General features: G+C 45.7%; 19 protein-coding genes. 10 read left to right on the forward strand and 9 right to left on the reverse strand.

From position 1 onward, the window contains the following. Positions 1-104: 104 nt before the first annotated feature. The 7 genes from NFI80_RS24040 (at position 105) to NFI80_RS24070 (ending at position 8944) form a co-directional block, all read left to right on the forward strand. Positions 105-344, forward strand: a complete 240-nt coding sequence (locus NFI80_RS24040; RefSeq protein ID WP_235164081.1) for a hypothetical protein — start codon at positions 105-107, stop codon at positions 342-344. Next, positions 341-1546, forward strand: coding sequence for a hemolysin family protein (locus tag NFI80_RS24045; RefSeq protein ID WP_235164082.1), 1206 nt, complete (start codon positions 341-343; stop codon positions 1544-1546). The genes NFI80_RS24040 and NFI80_RS24045 overlap by 4 nt, the downstream gene beginning before the upstream one ends. Before the next feature lie 30 nt (positions 1547-1576). Next, positions 1577-2476, forward strand: coding sequence for a class A beta-lactamase, subclass A2 (bla, locus tag NFI80_RS24050; RefSeq protein ID WP_235164083.1), 900 nt, complete (start codon positions 1577-1579; stop codon positions 2474-2476). Positions 2477-2517: 41 nt separating this feature from the next. Beyond that, the gene (locus NFI80_RS24055; RefSeq protein WP_235164084.1) at positions 2518-3138 is read left to right on the forward strand and encodes an ABC transporter ATP-binding protein; all 621 of its coding nucleotides are present in this window, start codon (positions 2518-2520) and stop codon (positions 3136-3138) included. 19 nt (positions 3139-3157) lie between these two features. Continuing rightward, complete coding sequence (locus NFI80_RS24060; RefSeq protein ID WP_235164085.1) at positions 3158-6610, forward strand: DUF7948 domain-containing protein; 3453 nt, start codon at positions 3158-3160, stop codon at positions 6608-6610. A 28-nt stretch (positions 6611-6638) separates the two neighbouring features. After that, positions 6639-7088, forward strand: coding sequence for a DUF4920 domain-containing protein (locus NFI80_RS24065; protein ID WP_235164086.1), 450 nt, complete (start codon positions 6639-6641; stop codon positions 7086-7088). 74 nt (positions 7089-7162) lie between these two features. Beyond that, positions 7163-8944 (forward strand): SGNH/GDSL hydrolase family protein, encoded by a 1782-nt coding sequence (locus NFI80_RS24070; RefSeq protein WP_235164087.1) that lies wholly within the window; start codon positions 7163-7165, stop codon positions 8942-8944. 6 nt (positions 8945-8950) lie between these two features. Here the strand turns inward: NFI80_RS24070 and NFI80_RS24075 are convergent, their stop codons facing one another. From NFI80_RS24075 to argS, 4 genes are all read right to left on the reverse strand, one after another. Beyond that, a complete protein-coding gene (locus tag NFI80_RS24075) occupies positions 8951-9844 on the reverse strand; it encodes a 1,4-dihydroxy-2-naphthoate polyprenyltransferase (protein WP_235164088.1) in 894 nt (297 codons plus the stop codon). 23 nt (positions 9845-9867) lie between these two features. Continuing rightward, on the reverse strand, positions 9868-10245 hold the full coding sequence (locus tag NFI80_RS24080; protein WP_233797089.1) for a DUF5618 family protein: 378 nt from the start codon (positions 10243-10245) through the stop codon (positions 9868-9870). A 72-nt stretch (positions 10246-10317) separates the two neighbouring features. Beyond that, positions 10318-10875, reverse strand: coding sequence for a glutathione peroxidase (locus NFI80_RS24085; RefSeq protein ID WP_235159393.1), 558 nt, complete (start codon positions 10873-10875; stop codon positions 10318-10320). Between the two features lie 135 nt (positions 10876-11010). Next, positions 11011-12789, reverse strand: coding sequence for an arginine--tRNA ligase (gene argS / locus NFI80_RS24090; protein WP_235164089.1), 1779 nt, complete (start codon positions 12787-12789; stop codon positions 11011-11013). A gap of 161 nt (positions 12790-12950) precedes the next feature. Here argS and NFI80_RS24095 point away from each other — a divergent pair, with 161 nt between their 5' ends. Continuing rightward, positions 12951-14501, forward strand: coding sequence for a hypothetical protein (locus NFI80_RS24095; protein WP_235164090.1), 1551 nt, complete (start codon positions 12951-12953; stop codon positions 14499-14501). Between the two features lie 8 nt (positions 14502-14509). Here NFI80_RS24095 and pyrR read toward each other — a convergent pair whose 3' ends face one another. Then, complete coding sequence (gene pyrR, locus NFI80_RS24100; RefSeq protein ID WP_026628231.1) at positions 14510-15049, reverse strand: bifunctional pyr operon transcriptional regulator/uracil phosphoribosyltransferase PyrR; 540 nt, start codon at positions 15047-15049, stop codon at positions 14510-14512. A gap of 66 nt (positions 15050-15115) precedes the next feature. Here pyrR and pth point away from each other — a divergent pair, with 66 nt between their 5' ends. After that, positions 15116-15676 (forward strand): aminoacyl-tRNA hydrolase, encoded by a 561-nt coding sequence (pth, locus tag NFI80_RS24105; RefSeq protein WP_235159395.1) that lies wholly within the window; start codon positions 15116-15118, stop codon positions 15674-15676. 606 nt (positions 15677-16282) lie between these two features. Here the strand turns inward: pth and NFI80_RS24110 are convergent. Next, positions 16283-17650, reverse strand: a complete 1368-nt coding sequence (locus NFI80_RS24110; protein WP_252172080.1) for an OmpA family protein — start codon at positions 17648-17650, stop codon at positions 16283-16285. A 100-nt stretch (positions 17651-17750) separates the two neighbouring features. Here NFI80_RS24110 and NFI80_RS24115 point away from each other — a divergent pair, with 100 nt between their 5' ends. After that, entirely contained in the window at positions 17751-18623 is an 873-nt protein-coding gene (locus NFI80_RS24115) for a DMT family transporter (protein ID WP_235164092.1), read from the forward strand. Here the strand turns inward: NFI80_RS24115 and NFI80_RS24120 are convergent. The 3 genes from NFI80_RS24120 to NFI80_RS24130 form a co-directional block, all read right to left on the reverse strand. After that, positions 18620-19411, reverse strand: coding sequence for a PhzF family protein (locus NFI80_RS24120; RefSeq protein ID WP_233797082.1), 792 nt, complete (start codon positions 19409-19411; stop codon positions 18620-18622). The two genes, NFI80_RS24115 and NFI80_RS24120, sit on opposite strands and share 4 nt — an antisense overlap. A gap of 126 nt (positions 19412-19537) precedes the next feature. Continuing rightward, the gene (gene treA, locus NFI80_RS24125) at positions 19538-21088 is read right to left on the reverse strand and encodes an alpha,alpha-trehalase TreA (protein ID WP_235164093.1); all 1551 of its coding nucleotides are present in this window, start codon (positions 21086-21088) and stop codon (positions 19538-19540) included. Positions 21089-21098: 10 nt separating this feature from the next. Then, the gene (locus NFI80_RS24130; RefSeq protein WP_252172081.1) at positions 21099-22028 is read right to left on the reverse strand and encodes a M20/M25/M40 family metallo-hydrolase; all 930 of its coding nucleotides are present in this window, start codon (positions 22026-22028) and stop codon (positions 21099-21101) included. Positions 22029-22084: the final 56 nt, after the last annotated feature.

Genomic DNA, 22084 nt, shown 5'->3' on the forward strand with positions numbered 1-22084 from the left:
GAAGATTAATCTATGTATAATCGTTTTGGCGCAATCTGCGTATCTTTGAAAATGTTGAAATGGCAGACAATGTGCTGCGTGATTGTGATACGAAAGATTAATTGATGAATTCCAAACTGACCAGGACGATCCTGATTGCCCTCGCACTGGGCTTTTTTGTAATGTGGGTCCTCGAATTCCGCAGAACCACCATGTTTGAAAGTTACTGGCTGCTTTTGCTGGCCATTATGTGCTTGCTAATGTTCCAGTTCAGCAGGTTAAAGGCTTCATTATTAGCCAAAAAAGAAATTGAAATGAATGCGAATAAGAAAAAGGAAAAGCCGGTTAAAACTTTGAAAAAATGAGCATGCTATTCCTGGGTCTGACGGTTGTTTTTTTTATCCTGGCGGGTTATTACGGGGCTGTGCGCTCTGTTTTGCTGGATGTTTCAATCGACCGTTATTCGTTACGCCACGAAAAATCCGAAGAGGTTTACGAAACATTATACTGGCGCAGGATATTGCGCATGATCCGGTTATTGACCGTTGCATTGGGCTGTTTCTGGGCCATAGCGGCATTTTATCCGGTTCTGTTGGTGGATCTTGGCGTTCATGAAGGCGCATTGATTGCCGGCATGTTCGCTGTTTTGATCGTGGTTTGGATGGCGAGTTATTCCAGTTGGGTGAAAATCGGACGTGCATTTCCGAAGGCGTTGGACCTTACGGCGTTTCCCGTCCGCGTTGCAGAATGGGTCATCACGCCGCTTTACTGGGTTGTGGAGCCGTTTGTTAAGGAGAATATTCTGTCGCCATCATTGCGCGACGATGCCGCTTCTGCCGATGATCCGGATTTTGACGATCATAGCATTGAAGAACGAATGTTTATCAATGCATTGGATTTTAAAGACTTGCGTATTCGCGATTGCATGATCCCGCGGACTGAAATCTCGGCGGTGAATGTCAACGCAAGCATTGAAGACCTGCGGACTGCTTTTTTGACTAGCGGTCACTCCAAAATCATCGTGCACCGTGAATCGGTGGATGAAGTTTTAGGTTACTGCCATGCATTATCCCTTTTCAAGAAGCCAAAAGAGATAAGCAACATTATCACGCCCATTCTGATCGTGCCGGAAGCAATGCCTGCGAGCGACCTGATGCTGCGGTTTTTAGAAGAAAGAAGAAGTCTGGCTTTGGTGGTGGATGAGTTTGGCGGGACGTCGGGATTGGTGAGTGTGGAAGATGTCGTCGAGCAGATTTTTGGGGAAATTCAGGATGAATATGACTCCACGGAAGACTGGACGGAGCGTAAACTGGACGATGACAGCTACATTCTCAGCGCACGCCACGAACTCGATTATCTGAACGAAAAATACGGCTGGGAGCTTCCTGAAGGCGATTACGACACATTAGCCGGCATGTTAATCGACAATTTTGGCGACTTACCCGAAGTGAACGAAACTGTAAGCATTCCACCCTACGCATTCCAGGTGGTTTCCATGCAGGACACGCGCATTGAGCTCGTCAGATTGACCATTGAAGAAAGGGAAAAAAAGAGCGATAAAAGTTAACAGATTCCAAAAGGCAATTGATCCATATTCATGAAAGTAAAGACATTACGGCGCATTCTCCTACCGGCATTATTTGTATTACCCAATTTATTATTTGCGCAAAAGTCCGATTTCAAGAGTCAGCTGGAAAGCATTACGAAGCAGATTGACGGCATAGCGGGTGTTGCTATAAAGGATTTGGAAGGGAACGAAACATTGATTTTAAATGCAGATCACAAGTTCCCCATGCTCAGCTCTTTCAAATTTCCTATCGCGATGGCGGTTTTGGATCAGGTGGATAAAGGGAAATTAGCATTGGATCAAAAGTATCACCTTACCAAAGAGGACGTTCAACTGAAAACTTACAGCCCGCTGCGCGACAAATATCCGGATGGAAATGTCGATCTTACCATTGCAGATTTGCTGGCCAGCATGGTTTCGTTGAGTGATAACATTGCCTGCGATATTCTTTTCAAACTGGCCGGCGGCACAAAACCCGTTCAGGATTATGTGCATAGTTTAGGCGTAAAAGACATTGCGATTGTTGCCAACGAGGAGCAAATGGGGCAGGATTGGAATGTGCAATATACCAACTGGTGTAAGCCCGGAGCAATGCTGCAACTGCTTGATATTTTTTACAAAGGGAAAAATCTTTCCAAATCCAGCCATGATTTTTTATCAAAGATCATGATCGATGGCCCCACTGGCATGAACCGGATTAAAGGTCAATTGCCGAAAGAAGCCGTTGTGGCGCATAAAACAGGCACTTCGGGTACGAACGATAAGGGCGTGATGGCGGCTGTTAATGATGTCGGCATTGTGAAAATGGCCAATGGAAAGAGCTTCGCTATCGTACTTTTTATGTCAAATTCCACAGCCGAGCTGAAAGCGATCGAATCGGTTATGGCGCAGGTTTCGAAGGCGGCATATGAACATTATGCCGCTAAATAGAAGGTTTTCCAACCGCCTTCATCATTCTAAGTTTTTGAAAAGTGCAGATATCAGTTGAGAAAATAGGTAAAAAATTTGTCAAGGAATGGATTGTCCGTAACGCTACATTTGAGCTGGCAGCTGGGCAGCAATACACATTTGTAGGCCCCAACGGCAGCGGAAAATCGACTTTATTGCAATTGCTGACGGGTATTGTCCCCGTTTCCGAGGGCACCATCAGATACATTGATCAATCGGGAAAGGAAATCGAAGTAGACCATTGGTACAAACATCTGGTGATCGCTGCGCCTTATCTCGAACTGATCGAGGAGTTTACATTGCGTGAGCTAATCCAGTTTCACAGCAAATTCAAAGCATTTAAAAACGGCATTTCATTCAAAGATTTTGAGGATTTTATACAATTGCCGCATGCCAGCGGGAAGACGCTCCGGCATTTTTCCTCCGGCATGAAACAGCGCGTAAAGCTGGGGCTGGCTTTTATGTCAGATGTTCCCGTCATTTTTCTCGATGAACCTACGACCAATCTGGATGTCCCGGGTATCAATTGGTATCTCGATCACGTGGTGCATCACACACAAAATCAGCTCGTTCTGCTGGGCTCGAATGTGAAGCAGGAATATGAATTCTGTGAAAATATCATCTCAGTTTCTGCGTTCAAATAGAAACACAGCGGAGCCATATATGCGGAGAAATTTACGTCCAGTCGTCTTAATTTTCGTGTTTTTAACCTGCATTATGGGCAACTGCCTGGCTGCCGGAATGCATTTTATTGAAAACCGCGGTCAGTGGGAATCCGACATTTTGTTCCGCACCGAAATCCCCGGCGGCTTCCTGTTTCTGAAAAAACAATCACTCGTTTACGTACTATATGATGCCGCCCAGGTTTCCGCCAATCATGGAAAAAAGCCTGTGGCTTCAAATGGTGCGCGCGAAGTTGAAAAATCCATTGCCGCGCATGGTGTAGAAGTGCGGTTTATTGGCGCTTCTGCAAATGTCAAATATGCGGCTAATGCACCCATTGAAACCGGTTTCAACTATTTTTTGGGCAAAGAAGAGGCGCATTGGGCGGGTAATGTGAAGGGTTTTCAGGAGGTGATTTATAAAAATATTTATGAGGGGATTGATATGCGTGTTTACCTGCATCAATTCAAACTCAAATATGAATTCATCGTGCATCCGCAGGCTGATCCGTCGCAAATCCGGATGAAATACAACGGTGCTGAGCAGGTTTCCGTGAACGAAACGGGCCAGATTGTTGTCAAAACGAGCATCGGGCAGTTCAAAGAAGCGGAACCCTATTCCTTTCAGCAGATTAATGCGCGGACAACCGAAGTTTCCTCGAAATTTCTTTTGTCAGCCGATAACGTGGTCACATTCAGCATTCCCAAAGCTTATAATAAATCAGAAAAGCTCACGATTGATCCGGAATTGATCTTTTCCACTTATTCCGGCTCCGTTGCGGACAACTGGGGACATACGGCGACGTATGATGATGAGGGGAATCTGTATTCCGGCGGGACGGTTTTTGGGGCCAATTTTCCGGCGACAGTCGGTGCTTTTCAAACCAAATTTGAAGGGTTAGTAGACGTTTCCATCATGAAATTCACGCCGGATGGCAGCAAACTCATTTACGCAACATTCCTTGGCGGGAGCCAGACCGACATTCCAAGCAGCCTGATCGTCAACAGCAAAAAGGAATTGCTGATCTTAGGCACAACATCTTCCAAGAACTTTCCAACGAGAACGGGCGCATTTCAAACCACATTTGGCGGCGGAACAAAGATTATCCCCATTTCCGGGCTGGATCTTGATAACGGCAGCGACATTTTTGTGGCTAAAATGAGCGCCGACGGCAAACAACTGGCAGCCTCCACCTTCGCAGGCGGCAGCGGGAACGACGGCGTAAGCATGAGCGATCTGGCAACAATCCGCAATTACGGCGACGCATTCAGAGGTGAGATCGGCGTGGATAAGGAGGATAATGTCTTTATCGTATCCTCAACCAATTCGGCCAATTTTCCCCTGAAAAATCCTGTGCAGGATAAATTCGCAGGCGTGCAGGATGGGGTGGTTTTAAAGTTTAATGCAGGGCTAAATAATTTGCTATGGGGCACATTTGTAGGGGGAAACGAGTGGGATGCCGCTTATTCGCTGAAAGTTTCGGCCGCAGGCGACATTTACGTAGCCGGAATCACTCAAAGCAAGAATCTGCCGACCACAGCGTCCTCCTATCAAAAAGCATTGAATGGAACAGAAGATGGATTTGTAGCGCGTTATGTTAACGACAAATTGGCGGGCACCACTTACCTGGGCACCGCGAACCAGGATGGCGCTTATTTGCTGGACCTGGATGCGGCTAACAATGTGTATGTCTATGGACTAACGAATGGTCCTTATCCGGTGAGTAAGGGTGTTTATCAAAATGCGAAGAGCGGTCAGTTTGTACATGCGTTGGACGGCGCGTTATCTAAAACCATTTTTTCAACGGTTATAGGATCAGGAAGAGGCGTTCCTGACATTTCACCGACTGCATTTCTGGTGAGCGAATGTGGCAACATTTACCTGGCAGGCTGGGGCGGCAATGTGAATTCGTCCACCGGCAATAATGTAAACAGCACAACTAATAATATGGTCGTTACCGACGACGCGATCCAGTCATTGACCAACGGAAATAACTTTTACATTGCCATTCTCGAACAAAACGCAAAATCGCTGCTATATGCCACCTATTTCGGCAGCCGCGACCGTTCGGGCCAGGTCCAGGGAGATCACGTGGACGGCGGAACGAGCCGGTTTGATAAAAACGGGACGATTTATCATGCAACCTGCGCGTGCGGCGGAAGCAGTTTTCCGGCAACGCCTCAGGCCTGGTCAAAGACAAACAACAGCGAGAATTGTAACAACGCAGCATTCAAAATAGACATTGACCGACTGAAAGCTGACTTCGACGTTTATTCGGGAAGCACCAAAGACGTGCTGCGTGGCTGCGCGCCATTGTCCTTATCTTTTGTAAACACAAGCGAAGGCGGCGTGGATTACATCTGGGATGTCGGGGGAAGCACGTTTTCGCGCGAAGAGGATCAATCGGAATATACATTTACCAAACCTGGCGAATACACCGTTACATTAAAGGCATACAATCGGCTGAGTTGCAAGCGCATGGACGTTGCGCAGAAGAAGATCATCGTTGAAACGCTGAATAGCAAGATTAAGGCGGATACCACGGTTTGCGAAAACACGAAATTACAACTCTGGGCTTCTGGCGGGACGCAGTATAAATGGTCACCTGCAACCGGAATGGACAATGCATCGATAGCTATGCCGTCCGTAACGATCCGGGAGGACGCCGAATTTTCCGTTGAGATCAGCAATGCAAGCGGCTGTAAGGTGACCGAGAAAATGAAGGTTTCTGTTGATAAAAAGACTGATTTCATCGATATGCCGGATGTGGAAGTTTGCGCCGGAGCGACTGTTGTGCTGAGTGTTTCGGGCGATGGGACGAAATATCGTTGGCTGGCAACAGAGGGCTTGGAAGAAACCATTGGAAAAACGGTCACGGTGAAGCCGCAAAAAACAACCAATTACACTATTGAAGGCACTTATGCGGACGGTTGCCGGCCGGTGCGCGAGATTACGGTGAAGGTGGATAGGGCGCATGAGCCTATTTTTGAAATAAATCAGTCTGGTGGGGCTTGTAATGCACCTTTCAGCTATTCGCTGTCCAATCAAACCAAAAATGCGCAGCGATACGAATGGAACCTGGGCACGGGGAATACCATCACGGATCCGGAAATTAATGAATATATTTACGAAACGCCGGGCGAATACACAGTCACATTAACTGCTTATAACAGTGCGGGATGCGCATTGACGGCATCAAAAAAAATAACTGCATCGCCGCCATTTACATTAGCTAATGTGATCACGCCGAATGGGGATGGCAAGAATGATCTGTTCATCGTGCCCGTTTTGCCGGCTTCGCTTGAAGTGTTTAACCGCTGGGGGAAATCGGTTTACAAGACGGCAGATTATAAAAATGATTGGGGCAAAGGCATTGGTAACGGGACCTATTTCTATGTGGTGGACACGCCGCAGGGCAACCATTGCAAAGGCTGGGTAGAAGTTCTGGAATAATAATCTTACACTTAAACACATAACGAACATGAAAAAAGTAATGATGCTCATGTTGCTCGCCCTGGGCACATTGATCGCAGAAGCGCAAACCGAAAACCATTTTGGCAAGGAAATTACCGAGAGCAAGGCCATTAAAGCCAGTACTTTGCCCAAACAAATGGGGGATAAAAAAGAAATGGCAGCCAAGGTGAGCGGCGAGGTGGAGTCTGTTTGTCAGGTTAAAGGGTGCTGGATGACGGTGAAGCTGGATAATGGTGAAACAATGCGTGTAATGTTCAAGGATTACGGATTTTTTGTTCCAAAAGACATAACGGGCAAAACGGTCGTTTTCGAAGGACAGGCGCAAAAGAAAACGATCCCGGTGGAGCATTTGCAACATTATGCAAAGGACGCCGGTCAGAGTCAGGAAGAGATAGCAAAAATCACCGAGCCGAAGGATGAGCTGACCTTTGTTGCCGATGGCGTGATCGTGAAATAATTCCGATCATCGAAGTAAGAAACCTGCGAATGGGCACTTTTGAAGATATTCAGAAGTGTCCATTTTCTTTTTATATGAAGTTCAAAACCGCCATAGCCTTTGTTGGGCTGATCCTCTCGTTCCAATTTACATTCGCCCAGACCGCAAAATTAAACTGGTGGAATCCGCAAACAGCAACATTCCCTGTTTTGGAAGGTCAGGGTTGGCCGAAGGAAGTTAAAAATCCCTATGACCGGTTGCCGGCGCGTGCAGAGAAGCAGGTTAGGGAGCAGGTTTGGGGATTGTCCAACCAGTCGGCCGGGTTAATGCTGCGGTTCCGGGCGAATGCATCGGAAATAAGCATTCGCTATGTTGTGAACGGCAAGCACGCGTTGCCGCACATGCCTGCAACGGGTGTAAGCGGAGTGGATCTTTACGCCATTTCCAGCGACGGCGACTGGCGCTGGTGCGCCGGGAAATATGCCTTTGGCGACACCATAACCTACACATTCAGAGGCTTGGAGCCCAATGATTCCTATCACAAGAGAGGACGGGAATACAGGCTTTATCTCCCGTTATATAACAGTGTAAAATGGCTGGAAGTGGGCACTCCGGATGGAACGGAATTCACACCACTTGCCACCCGGCCAGATAAACCCATCGTCATCTACGGCACATCCATCGCACACGGCGCGTGCGCTTCACGCCCGGGAATGGCCTGGACAGCAATTTTAGGCCGAAAGCTGGATCACCCGCTCATTAATCTCGGATTCTCCGGAAACGGTCGACTTGAAGAAGAAGTGGTCAGCATTGTCTCGGAAATTGATGCCAAGCTATTTGTGCTCGATTGTCTTCCCAATCTTACGATAAGGCCAGATTCCAAGCTTGGACTCACCATTGAAGACGTAAAAAACAGGATCCTTGCCACCACGCGGACACTCCGCAAAAAGCATCCAAAGACGCCCATAGTCCTTGCATCGCACGCCGGTTACACGGATGAAGATATGAACCCGCAAAGCAAGCATTTTTACAGTGAGGTTAATGAAACATTGAAAGAAGCATTCGCGCAGCTCAAAGCGGAAGGTATTACACAGTTATATATTATTCCAAAAGCTGATTTCGGACAGCATATCGAGACTATGGTGGACGGAACGCATCCTAATGACCTTGGTATGATGCGTTATGCGGAAGGTTACGAGAAGCATTTGCGGCAGATTTTGCATGAATATAAAGGCGAAGCGTCCACAACCCAACCGGTGATTCAAATGAGGGAGCCGAATAATTACGATTGGGAAGCGCGGCACGCGGAGATCTTGGATCTAAACAAAAAGAATCCAACGGCAACTGTCGTTATCGGAAACTCCATTACACATTTTTGGGGAGGTTTACCGAAAGGTCCACGGGCCAATGGAGCTGATTCCTGGGACAATACTTTTGGTAAAAATGCTCGCAATATGGGCTATGGCTGGGATCGGATCGAGAATGTGCTCTGGCGTATTAACCACGGAGAACTGGACGGCTATGCTGCCAGGCAGATTTTTGTCAACATTGGCACAAATAACCTGCATTTGAATTCGGATGAGGAAATTGTGGAAGGCTGGCGAATGCTCATTGACGCAATCAAGTTTCATCAACCCGATGCACAGATCACTATGCTGGGAATTTATCCGAGGCGTCAGCAGGAAGGACGGGTTGCTGTGATCAATGAAAAACTCGCGCAGCTGACCGGCGAAGCCAATGTAAATTTCCTGGACCCGGGAAAGGTGTTTTTACGAAAAGGCGGCAAAATCGACGAATCACTCTTCTCCGACGGACTGCATCCGAATGCAAAAGGATATAAAATGCTGGGAGATGCGATCAAGCCATTTGTTAAATAACAAGGCTCACAAAACAACGCCTATGCCGAACAGAATCACAAATAGCAATGTAGAAAATGCCATTTGTTTCAAATAGGGATCCAGTTCGCTGGCTTTTTTCAACCTGGAAATTGCCAGGCCATTTTTGATAAATAAAGGAAAGCTCAGCAGGAAAATCAAGCTCGTATAACCAGAAAAGTGCTCGGCTGTATAAACCGAAACGCAGAGCATTCCAATGATCAGGATCGTCCAGTGATAAGCAATCGCTTTTTCCCGTCCGAGGCGGACGGGAATGGAGTTTTTTCCCGTCGCTTTATCAGATTCAATGTCACGAATGTTATTAATGTTGAGAACACCAACGGCGAAAAGTCCGCAGCTCGAAGCAGGAAGGAGCAGGCCCCAATCCCAAACATGCGTGTGCAAATAACTGCTTCCCAGTACGCCTACCCATCCAAAAAATATGAGAACCGACAAATCTCCCAATCCCACATAACCATATGGACGCTTCCCTGCCGTGTAAGTAATCGCAGCAATAATGCACGCGATGCCAATCCCCAGAAAAACCCAGAAGACATTAGCAGGAGCGCCTTTCAAGGCGATGATCAGAAGCGAAATTCCTGAAATTAATGCCAGAATTGAGAAAACAATAATGGCTTTCAGCATGGTAGAAGCCTGAATGTGCCCGGAATGAACGGCCCTGCGCGGACCTTCGCGTAACTCAGTGTCTTTACCGTTGACGGCATCACCATAGTCATTGGCGAAATTGGAAAGCACTTGCAGTAAAATTGTTGTCAAAACGCTCAATCCCGCAACAGCCCAGCTGAACCTTCCTGTGGAAGCTGCCAGGAAACAGCCCATTAAGATACATGAAAGTGCAAGAGGCAATGTGCGGGGACGGGCTGCTTCAATCCAGGGGTTCATTGATTAATAGGAGTAGGGTAATGTCAGGCTTGCGTTTTGCGCTCCGCCCAGTCAATAATTTTTTCTGCAAGTTGGAGACCTTCGGTTGAAACACCCGCGCTCAAATTTCCGTCGTAACTCATCGACAAGTGGAGCGTGTCATAAGCGGCCAGAAAATAAGAGAGGATTTTCTTGTCAGTCGTTGATAATTCTTTTTGATACCATTCAACGCTTTTTCTGGTCTTTGTCTTTTTTTCTCCTAAAACACTATCTAATGCCACCAAAACGCCAGCATATGCAGTGTGTCCAGCCATCTTTACGTATTTACGATCCTTGTAAACACCATTTTCCTTAATCGCTTTTTCTCTCAGAATCTCTTTTGCGTTGGAGATGTAGCGCTTAGCTTCGGTAATGTCTTTCATGCTTAGTGATGTGTATGTGGTGAAAATATTTCAGGCTGCAACATTTGCAGCCTGAAAGTTAAAAAGCTTTTCTTAAATGCCAACCGCTGTCAAAAACTCTGGGTCAGTCGGAAGGATTTTTGAGGCGAAGAAATTGGTTAGCTCACCTTTCTCATTTATTACATATTTGCAGAAATTCCAGGTTGGAGCTTTGTCGTTCCAGCCGTTCAAATCCTTTGTAGTAAGCCATTTGTAAATAGGCGCCTGATCTTCACCCGTAACGGAAACCTTCTCAAACATCGGGAAAGTTACGCCGTAAGTTGCCGAGCAGAAAGTTGCGATTTCCTCGCTTGTGCCTGGCTCCTGGCCACCAAAGTTGTTTGCAGGGAAGCCCAACACAACCACTTTATCTCCGTGCTCCTTGTTGAACTTTTCCCAATCTGCATATTGCTTGGTATAGCCGCATTTGGAAGCAACATTCAGGATCACCACTTTTTTGCCTTTGTATTTGCTCAGGTCAACCGTCTTATTTCCTACCAGAGATTTAACCTTGAAATCATAAAGCGTTTGCTTAGCAACAACGTCATGGGCAGGTCTTGTCGCAATCTCGGACTTATCGGCGAAAAGGCCGGATATTAAACTCGTGATCATAATAAATAATGTTTTTAATAAGCTCATAATTGTAGTCTGGTTATTGGTTAGATTATGTAATTAAAAAGTGAAATACAGGATATTCGATACATTTTAGCGGCTTTTCAAAACAACTTCCCTAACCACCCGGCCTCGCTACATTCGCTCCGGAACTTCTATCCCTAATAACCCCAAAGCCTTCTGAATTGTTTCAGCAACAGCACTAGATAATGCAACGCGGAATTTGACCGAATCTGCATTAGGATCAGAGAAAATAGACACTTCGGCATAGAACTGATTATAGACCTTCGCCAGCTCAAATGCATACAGTGAAATCACCGAAGGCGCAAACTCACTGGCGGCAGCCTGCACACGCACCGGATATTGAGACAATGCAAAGATCAACTCCCTTTCCGCCGGATGTAATGTATAGCTTACGGGTGGAATGACTGCTTGGATGCCTGACTGCTCCGCTTTTCTAATAATTGACCGAATCCTGGCATATGTATATTGAATAAATGGTCCCGTATGTCCTTGAAAATCAATAGATTCCTCCGGGTTGAAGAGCATTCGTTTCTTAGGGTCGACCTTTAAAAGAAAATACTTTAATGCACCCAGCGCGAGCTGGTTATATAGCTGCTTGGCTTCCGCACTGTCAAAATCATCGATCTTACCGAGCTCCTGCGTTCTGCTGGCGGCGGTCTGGATCATTTGTTCTACCAGATCATCCGCGTCAACCACGGTGCCTTCGCGGGATTTCATTTTTCCGGAAGGCAGATCCACCATGCCATAACTGATGTGATAGCAGCCATCCGCATAAGGGCGGCCGAGTTTTTTTAGAATAGCGAAAAGGACCTTGAAATGATAATCCTGCTCGTTTCCAACAACCCATAAATAGCGGTTGTTGTGAAAATCGCTGTATTTCAGCTCCGTGGTGCCCAAATCCTGCGTGATGTAAACCGAAGTGCCGTCACCGCGCAAAACCAGTTTTTCGTCCAGTCCTTCCGTGGTCAGGTCGATCCAGACGGAATTGTCTGGCTTTTTGTAAAAGACATTATTCTGTAGACCTTCTTCAATAATGTCCTTCCCTAGCAGGTAAGTGTTTGATTCGTAATAAGTTTTATCAAAACCAACCCCAATTTTATCGTAAGTCTGGCGGAAACCTTCGTAAACCCAGCCATTCATTTTATGCCATAATGCAACGGTTTCGGGATCATTATTTTCCCAAAGCAAAAGCAATTTTTGCGCTTCCAGGATCCAGGGAGCCTTTTTTGTAGCTTCCTCCTCTGACATTCCCTGCTCTACCAGTTCGTTGATCTGCGTTTTGTATGTCTTATCAAACAGCACATAATATTTCCCAGCCAAATGGTCACCTTTGATCCCGCTCGATTCCGGCGTTTCGCCGTTGCCAAGCTCGCGGTAAGCCAGCATGGATTTGCAGATGTGAATGCCGCGGTCGTTGACAAGACATGTTTTTACAACGTCATAACCACTGGCTTTGAGGATTTTAGATAGCGAATCACCAAGGAAATTATTCCTCAAATGTCCCAGGTGTAGTGGCTTATTTGTGTTCGGCGATGAAAATTCGACCATCACGGATTGCCCGTTTGGCGCGAATGTTCCGAAATTCTGATCATTGAAAACATTTGAAAACAATTCCAGCCAAGTTGTGTCTTTGAGGCTGATGTTCAGGAAGCCTTGCACCACATTGAAGTTGGCCACAACAGAAGATTGCGCTACGAGCTCAGTTCCGATGATCTGGCCCATTTCAGCGGGGGATTTACGGATGGACTTGGTAAGCGGGAAAGTAACAAAAGTGTAAAATCCTTCAAATTCCTTTTTTGTCGGCTGTAAAATGATGTCTTCAATAGTTACTTCAAAATGCTTCTGGATTGCTTTTTGAATATCGTCCTTCAGAATTGCTTCAATCGTCATGAATGTTGGGGTCAATGGAAGTGCTTCTTCTAATTCAGAATGACATTTCCCAAAGTTTTTATTTGATTAAAATAATTTATAATATTAATAGCAATGTTGTCCTTTTTGATGCAAAATTAGGGTAAATATTGAAGAGAGTTACACCCCTGAAGGAAGAAGTTATGAATAACCATTCTTTGCAATGGCACCGGATTTACTACATGCTCTTTTTGTGTATCACTCCCGTTGTCGGTGCCTTCGCACAATTGCAGCAGTCCGACCGTCTGGAAATACCTGCTAACCCGACTTCAACGGAGCAGTTCGAGGTTTTTAGCCTGGGCGAGCAAGGTTTGCTATCCGTGATCAGGGGAAATGAATGGTCCAATTCACGGAATGAGCAATGGCAGTTTGTGAAGTATGACTCAACATTAAAAGCGGTCTGGCGGACAAGTTACAAGCTCGATTTTCGCTATATTCCTGTCATGGCTTACAAAGGCGAAGAAAGTGGTTACTGGCTTTTTGCTGAGCCGGATACGGACCGTTTTCTCTTTATGCAGATCAATTACGGCGACGGTTCTATCGACACTTATAAGGGAAATCTTTTAGCAGGTGTGGACGTACAACAGTTCAAGGTGATTGGAAGCAAAGCATTGGTTTCGGGTTATTACAGGTCACGGCCGGTGGTTATCGTCCATTCATTTTTTGACCATACAACGCGCGTCTTACCAGGACTTTTTGAAAAAAATACGGAGCTGAACAATGTCGACATCAATGAAATTGACGGCTATATTAATGTGATTACTTATGCTTACCGGAAGAAAAACTGCGTTTTCGAAATCAAAACGTACAATTACGATGGCAAACTATTGAAAAAGACAACATTAAGCGATCCCAGATATAGCTTTATCTCCGGCCAGATTGTGCCTTTGAATGCAGACGATTCTTATCTGATCGGCAATTATTCAGTTGGTTGCACGCAGTATTCACAAGGTTTGTACGTCACGCACGTGGAGCATGATGAGCCGCGCGATCCGCAGTTTATAGAATTTTCTGAATTGCAGAATTTCTTCAATTACATGAAGCCCAAACGCCGTGCGAAAATGATGGAGCGCATCGGAAAGAGGAAAAGCATGGGTAAGGAAAACAAGTTTCGTTACAGATTGCTGGTTCATGAGCTGATCCAGACAGAGAATGAGATTGTGCTGGTAGCGGAGGTTTATTATCCCAATCAAAGGTCAACGAGCCCGATCATTACCGGCGGCATATCCCGGCCTTACATTTCGCGCTCACTCGAAGGTTACCGTTACACGCACGCGATTGTTTGCGGTTTTGACAGGAATGGTAAATTCATGTGGGACAACACAATCACCATCAAGGATTTAACTAGTTACGATTTGCAGGAAATGGTCCAGGTGACGCCGGTTGACGACTACTTTGTATTGGCTTATCCGCAGGAAGGTGAAATTCATACAGAGGTGATCAGCAGGAACCAGGTTGTTGTGGAAAGCGAAAAATTCAAGATAACGGCCAAATCTGAAAAGGAAAAAGTGCTTAACAATGAAGATAGCTATCTCTCTCCCTGGTATGGACAGTATTTCCTCGCTTACGGTATGCAGCGCCTGGGCACATCCACCATCGGGCAGGGGCGTGAGGTTTTTTACATTAATAAATTAACCTACAAAACAGAGGACATCGGCAAAGCGACGAAGGAAGAAGCATCTCGCCCGCGCTGATGTTGATATTAATCGACCATCCAGATATGGTCTGCCTCAAAGCCTTGTTCTTTCCATTCCACCTGCACGCGCTGACTTTCGACCGTACTTACCTGCATGCCGACATAATCCGGGTCAATAGGGATCTCCCTGTTGTAGCGACGGTCGATCAGGACCATTAGCTCAACAGTTTTGGGGCGTCCAAAGGCTGTCATAGCATCAAGCGCCGCCCGCACCATGCGGCCGGTTGAAAGCACGTCGTCGATGAGGATCACTCTTTTTCCTTCGATCAAAAAAGGGACATTGGTTTTATTGGGTAGGAGCGGAGATTCCCGTCTCCGAAAATCGTCGCGATAGAAAGTTGCATCCAGGTGCCCCATTGGAATGTCTTTTCCCGTGCGTTCTCTCAGTTCGGCAATAATGCGTTCGGCAAAATGTATTCCCCGCGGTTGCAGTCCCATCACCACGGAGTTGGCAAAATCCTGGTGATTCTCAATCAGTTCCTGGCACAACCGGCTGGTCATGATTTCCAGCAGCGGGCTGCTTAGTATTAATCGTTTTTGGGGCATAATGTAAATTCCCTGAATTTTAGCCTAAATTAAGTGCTCGAAGATGAAATCAAAAACTTTTAACAAATGAAATATCTGATTGCCGGGTTGGGAAATATAGGTCCGGAGTACGCATTCACCAGGCATAATGTCGGATTTATGGTGCTGGACAGGCTAGCTGCGCAGCATGATTTTAAATTTTCTTTCGAAAAACTCGCATTCGTGGCGGAGTGGAAGCACAAAGGCAGACAAATATATTTTATCAAGCCTACGACATTCATGAACCTAAGCGGCAAAGCGATCCGCTATTACATGGATCAGTTTAAAGTGCAGGAAGAGAATCTGCTGGTCATTCTCGACGAACTGCAACTACCATTCGGAACGTTGCGGATTAAGCCAAAGGGAAGCCATGGCGGGCATAATGGACTAAAAAATATTGAGGAGCTGCTGGCGTCAACAAATTATCCCCGTTTGCGGTTTGGAATAGGAAATAATTTTCCGAGAGGAAGGCAGGTAGATTATGTGCTAAAACCTTTTTCCAATGAAGAAATGACCGAGCTGCCCATATTTTTGGATAACGCTGGCGATATGGTTCTTTCATTTTGTACTTTGGGAATACAGTCGACAATGAATAATTATAACCAATGATTGTACTAAATAAAGAATATATAAATATTTCAAGATTTGTATTTATTCTGTTATTTGGTTATTTATCAAATTATTAATGAGGTGAAGATTTAATTTACAAGATTTAATAATAAAATATCCCTTGAAAACGAAGGTTAATTCCAAATATAATTCTGTTGGTGCGATTTGAGGATGTTTGTAATTTCGAAACTAATCCAGATATTTGTATCACGGTTCGCCGAAATAAAAATTGAATAAATCCAAGGAAATAAAATTAATGTTTTTACCTTTGCATTTATTATCGCAGTTCTATTAGTCGCTCAGTTACAAGTTAATAGGGCAAAAGTTAAAAGAAGGGCGAATAGAGGTAAAAAAGCAATGTTTGCAGGCAAATCTGAAAGTTAGTTTGCTTCGTATATAGGCCAAATGTTTCCGTAATTAGTTAGTGAGGAAATTGGAGTATTATTTAAAACATTGTTACTTTATATAAAAAAGAGATTTAGATACGCTTGCATTGATATATTTTTTCAGCAAAAAACGCCGAAGTCAGTCGCAAAAGATATAAAAGATAAGAAAAGGTTAAGGGTTTAGGAATAGTCAGTATAAAGCCGTCTCAGTGAGATGGCTTTATCTTTTTATAGGCTCTGCCCAAATTTCCACCCTGCGGTTTGATCTCTTTAATGCTTCTGTCTGGTTCATGCGGCTTGGCTGCGCCGAACCATAACCTGAGCCTGAAATCCGGTTTTCGTCAATTCCTTTTCCCAGCAGATAACTTTTAACAGTCGCCACACGCATGTTCGACAACTCTAAATTCTTAGCAAAATCGCCGGTGTTGTCCGTATGGCCTTTCAGCACAATCCTTAAATTATCCCGCTTCTGAAAATAAGAAACAAGCGAATCAAGGCCTCGCAGTGCATCATCTTCCAGCACATCCGTGCTTTGCGTAAAATATAATGTGGATAACGGTGTATCGTAAGTCGATTCCGAAAGGCTGATCAGCGACTTCACCTCTTCAAACCTGTTTGAAACTTTTACTGATACACTTTTGGATTGAAAGCCTTCTGCCTGGGCCGAAATGCGATATGTTTCGTAAGGCCGTAGTTCAAAGTTATAGATCCCGTTAACCGTTTTGGTCGATGCCACCAACGAATCCGAGTTGGATTTGCGGACCGTTACATCGGCATCATTCACGGGTTTCAGGTTCTTTCCATCGTAGACACGACCTGTTACAACGGCCAGATTGGTGTTTCTTTTTGCAGGTTCTTTAACGGCGGGTTTCTCCTCTGGTTGCTTTTCTTCCTCTTTTTCGGCCACCGCTGCTTTGGATGCCCTGCTGATCGTCTGATAACTTCTTCTTACAAAAACGGGCGTCATCACACGGTCGTACACGCGGATAAGAACAATGGAGCCGGCACTGGATTCGTGATTAGCGATGAGGTCATCCTGGAAGAAATTAAGAACCTGGTCATTATCCAGCATTCCCTCCGTTCCAGGATCTTTGAACTCCAATTTCGATTGACCATTGATATACATTTTAATGATCTTGGTCTCGAAATCGCGCGAGTACACATAATGTACATACTGGTTTGCACGTACAGGTGCTTTTTCTCCGATCGCAAAATCGTAGAAATTGAGCTTGCCGTCGTATATATAACTGCCGTAGTCGCTTTTCCTGTTTTTAAAATCGAGAACCCTTTTCCAGCTGTCGAGCTCATCCATTTTAAAATAGACCTCAACCGTGAAAGATTTACTCAAAAAACCTTTGGCCTCCGCGTTATTGAACTGTAAACCACTGTTTTTTTCGAATTGATAAATGGTCCTGCTCAAATCATCAGAACCCGGAATTTTCTCTTTGACATATTTTCCAGGCTGCCCGAGCACTTTTAAAGACGGGCCGGCATTTTCAATAGGAGTAAGGCCATTGTTGAAGTCGTAGGTCCATTGACTTTGCGAAAAGGAAGGAAAACAAAGTCCGGTAAGAAGAATTACCAGCATGCACTTCGCATTAATTTTATCAATCATGCCCAAAAATATAAAAAGTGCAGGGTGAACCCGAAACGCATCGTGTATTTTTGGAGCATAATTCTTTGAAAGCGTGAAAAACATTGGTATTGGCATTCTCTTTTCCATTCTGTGGTCGTCTGCATCTGTGGCTACCAAATTTGGAGTCCGGTCAGCTGCTCCGTTAATATTGGCAAACGTTCGCTTCTTTATTGCTGGTATCTTATTGTTGTCTTTTTCCTATTTGCTCAGCAAAGATCCGTCTTACCGGATGCCTAACAAAAAGGAATGGAAGCAGCTTGCGCTATTCGGATTCCTTAATACAACGCTTTATCTCGGCCTCTACGTGTACGCTATGAAATTTACTGCTGCCGGAATCGGCAGTCTGGCTGTTTCTGTTAACCCGCTGATCATTGTGCTGTTATCCGCCTGGTGGCTCAAAAGGCATCCACGGACGGAAGAATGGTTAGGGATAATTTTGGGAATGGCAGGGGTAGGCGTGGCAACTTACCCGTTACTGGCAGATAGTTATACGACAATAGGAGGGATAACATTGCTGCTGATCAGCATGATAGCGGTTTCCGCAGCCAGTGTATACTATGCTACGGTTCAGTGGGAGCTGCCCAATTTGCTGATCAATGGGTGGCAGGTTTGCTTGGGGGGTGTTTTTTTGCTTCCGGTAACATTGCTTTTCAGTGATTTTTCTACCACGGTCTGGGACGGAACATTCTGGCTTCCGGTGCTCTGGCTAAGCCTGGCCGTTTCCATCATCGGACTGATCTGCTGGTTTTACTTACTCAGAATTGACACAGTAAAAGCGTCCCTATGGCTCTTCCTATGCCCACTTTTCGGCTTCTTCTTCGCCTGGTGGCTCATGGACGAGCCGGTAACGATTTATACAATAGTCGGAACTGTGCTTGTAATCGGTGGATTATATGCGGGGCAGAGGCGGAAGCTGATGAGTTAATCATCAATCAATATTTCCCCTTTCAAGTATAGCCTCGCCTGGCCGCCGATGTGTACGCGGTCGCCGTCCAGCTCGCATTTAAGGTATCCGCCGCGCTTTGAAAGTTGTTTGGCGGTCAGTGTTGTTTTATCGAGTTTTTCTGCCCAGTAAGGGATTAATGTTGTATGTGCAGAACCGGTTACGGGGTCTTCATCTATGCCTGATTGCGGTGCGAAGAAACGTGAAACGAAGTCAACATCCTCACCGGCAGCCGTTACGATAATGCCGCGTGCCGGAATGGTTGATAATACTATGATGTCGAAATCCAGGTTTTTAAGCACCTCTTCGGATTCCAAAACCACCATATAGTCTGTTTTTCCTTTATATACTTCCAACATGGTCGTGTCCAAAAGGCCTTCCACTAATGCAGGCGGCGGCACGGCGATGTGATACAGGTCAACAGGAAAATTTAATGTAAGCCAATCTTCTTTGCAATCCACTTGCAGTTCGCCGCTGCGCGACTCAAAACGGATCGATTTGCCTTCGTAACCTTGAATATTAAAAATCACATATGCAGCAGCCAATGTTGCGTGGCCGCAAAGATCAACCTCAACTGAAGGCGTAAACCAGCGGATATGAAAGCCATTTTCATTAGGAACGTAGAATGCAGTTTCTGCCAGGTTGTTTTCAGCAGCGATGTTGAGCATTGTTTCATCCGGAAGCCACTCATTCAGAGGGACAATCGCAGCAGGGTTTCCACAAAAGAGTTTATCAGTAAACGCATCGATCTGATATATGGATAGTTTCATGTTCAAAAAATGGGGTTAACAATACCAAGGTATTAAAAATATTCTCGATTAGAAGAAGTTGTCTCTGGAAATTTTCAATATTATTATTCGAATCAGATAATAAATTCGACACTGGTTTATATGTAACTAGCTCTTATGGTTTTTCATACGGAGATAAACACCATTGGTCCAGCCAAATCCTTCCTGAACTTCATACTCACCTCCTCCGGCGATCAGATTGGTGTCTGAAACATTGTATTTTTCGAGTAATTTGCCTGAATGCTTAAACTCTTTATCGACCAGCGTGAGCCACTCCGCGCACAGCTCGTCCGCGGTCCGGTGGAAATTATAATTGCGCAAGCCTTTGTAAGTGATCCATTGCAGCGGCGCCCAGCCATTAGGTGCATCCCATTGCTGCCCCGACTTGATCGTGGTGGTCAACAGTCCGCCTGAGCGCATAAAGTTGAGCCGGATATAACCACGCATATAATGTGATTGCGACTTGGTGGCCAGTTTGAAATACAAAGGAAATGTGCCTGCTAATGTGACAGCTTTCGTGAAATCCTGCTTCTTGAAATCATAATCCATGAAAAAATTCCGCGAGCTGTCCCAGAAATAGGTCTGTATAGCTGCTACCCTCAAACGTGCCTTTTCTTCATATTGCAGGTGCATTTTAGTGTTGTTATGCAACAGATATGCTTCCGCCAGCGCTTTTTCAAGGTGGTGCATGAGGCAGTTCAGGTCAACGGGGATAATGTCTGTGGTATGAATGCTCGCAAAGTCGTTTTCGTCTGCAAACCACCGGCTGCTAAAATCCCATCCCGACTCGGCGGCAGCTCTGATATGCCTGAAAGTAGCTTCCGGGGCCGTCCCAAACCGGTCCCGCGCCTCATTGCCCAATTCCACGTCTTCGCGGTAGGACTCCGGGCGGGGCGTGGCCTTGTCATCCCAGTAACGGTTCATTAAAGCGCCATTGGGAAGTTTTACGAGGCGCCGGTGTGCTGTAAATGGCTCGTGCGACGGTCCGTCGTTCTGCATCCAATAATCATATTCTTTTTGCAGTTGAGGCAAATAGCGTTTCAGGATTTCATTTCCGGCAATGTCACTGTATAGCCGGACCATAAGGGAAAAGAACGGTGGCTGGGACCTCGTGAGATAATAGGTGCGGTTGGCTGTGGGAATGTATCCGAAACTATCAATAAGATAGGCAAAATTATTGACCATACTCTCGATCAGATCCGTTCGTCCGGATTCTTTCAGGCCAAGCATTGTAAAATAGCTGTCCCAATAATAAATCTCGCGAAAACGCCCGCCCGGCACCACATAAGGAAAGGGAAGCGGGATCAGGGAGCCGCCACGTTCCTGGTTTTCGGGCTGGCGCGTGAGCACCTCCCATAATCTGCCAATGTTTTCCGACGTTGACGAGCTCTTATCGGCCTCAAAAGTAGACTTGATATGTGCAGGCATTCGAAAGTTCTGACTGATAAAAGCTTGTAGGTCGAATCCGGGCCGGTCCTGTTCCTGGTGATATCTTTCAATGATCAGAACCGGGTCTTCCAGCGGAATCGCGTCGGCGAAAGTTTTGGAATCTTCAAAAATATGGCTGTGCTGGATATCACGAAACAGCGACCCATACAAGTCCTCTGGTGAAACATGCGGTGAACCATACGTGAAAGCGGGTGCTATGAATCCGTACAAATGTGAGTGGTTATATAACAGTGGTAAATGTCAGCTTAGGCAGTTTCATTGCATTCTCAATGAGTTGTATATGAATGCCCAGAATGCCGGCAGCTGCATTATAATCGATTTTTTCCGGATCGTCCGTAGGCTTGTGATAGTCGTCGTGGCCGCCTGTGTGAAAGAAAAGCACCGGAATTTTTTTGGCATAAAAAGACCCATGATCCGAGCCGCCGCTTCCGGCCTTGTCCGTAAAAAACTTGGTATCGCTTTTCACATCTTTAAATATATCCGGCCATGCATCACTGGTCCCGTAACCGCCGATCCCAACGCCACGGCTGGCATCATAACGGCCAATCATGTCCATATTAGTCATGAAATTGATTTTTTCCAATGGTAATGTAGGATTGTTAACAAAATGACGCGATCCCAGCAGCCCCAGCTCCTCGGCACCAAATGCTATAAAGAGAAAGTTATAGGGTTCTTTGACATCATTCTTGGAAAAATAGCGCGCAAGTTCCAGCAAGCCTGCCACGCCCGAAGCATTATCATCGGCCCCGTTGTGAATTTGCCCTTCCGGCTTTTCTGCTTTCGAGCTTCCTTGTCTGCCCAGCCCCAGGTGATCAAAGTGAGCGCCAATGACAATGGTATTTGCAGCTCCGTTATCCAGAAAGCCGATGACATTATTTGTCTCGCGCAGACTGTCGGTAACAACCACGCGCCGCACTTTGGCCGTAAATGGTTGGTAAAATCCGTTGGTCCCCTTCGGTTGCAGCTTGTATTTTTTGAATTGAGCGGCTACATATCCGGCTGCTTTTTGGTTCTCCTTGCTTCCGGTTCCACGGCCCTGCATTTTGTCGGATGCAAGCTTGTAAACGTGTTTGGAAAGTTGGTCGGGAGCGGGCAGTTGGGCAAAGGCACTTTGGCAAACAAAACAAAAGAAGAACAAGTAATTTTTCATCGAACGCAGTATCATGAATGGGCAAAGATAAACCTCCCTGGATGCCCTGCAAAATA

The sequence above is a fragment of the Dyadobacter chenhuakuii genome (assembly GCF_023821985.2).
Classification (GTDB): domain Bacteria; phylum Bacteroidota; class Bacteroidia; order Cytophagales; family Spirosomataceae; genus Dyadobacter; species Dyadobacter chenhuakuii.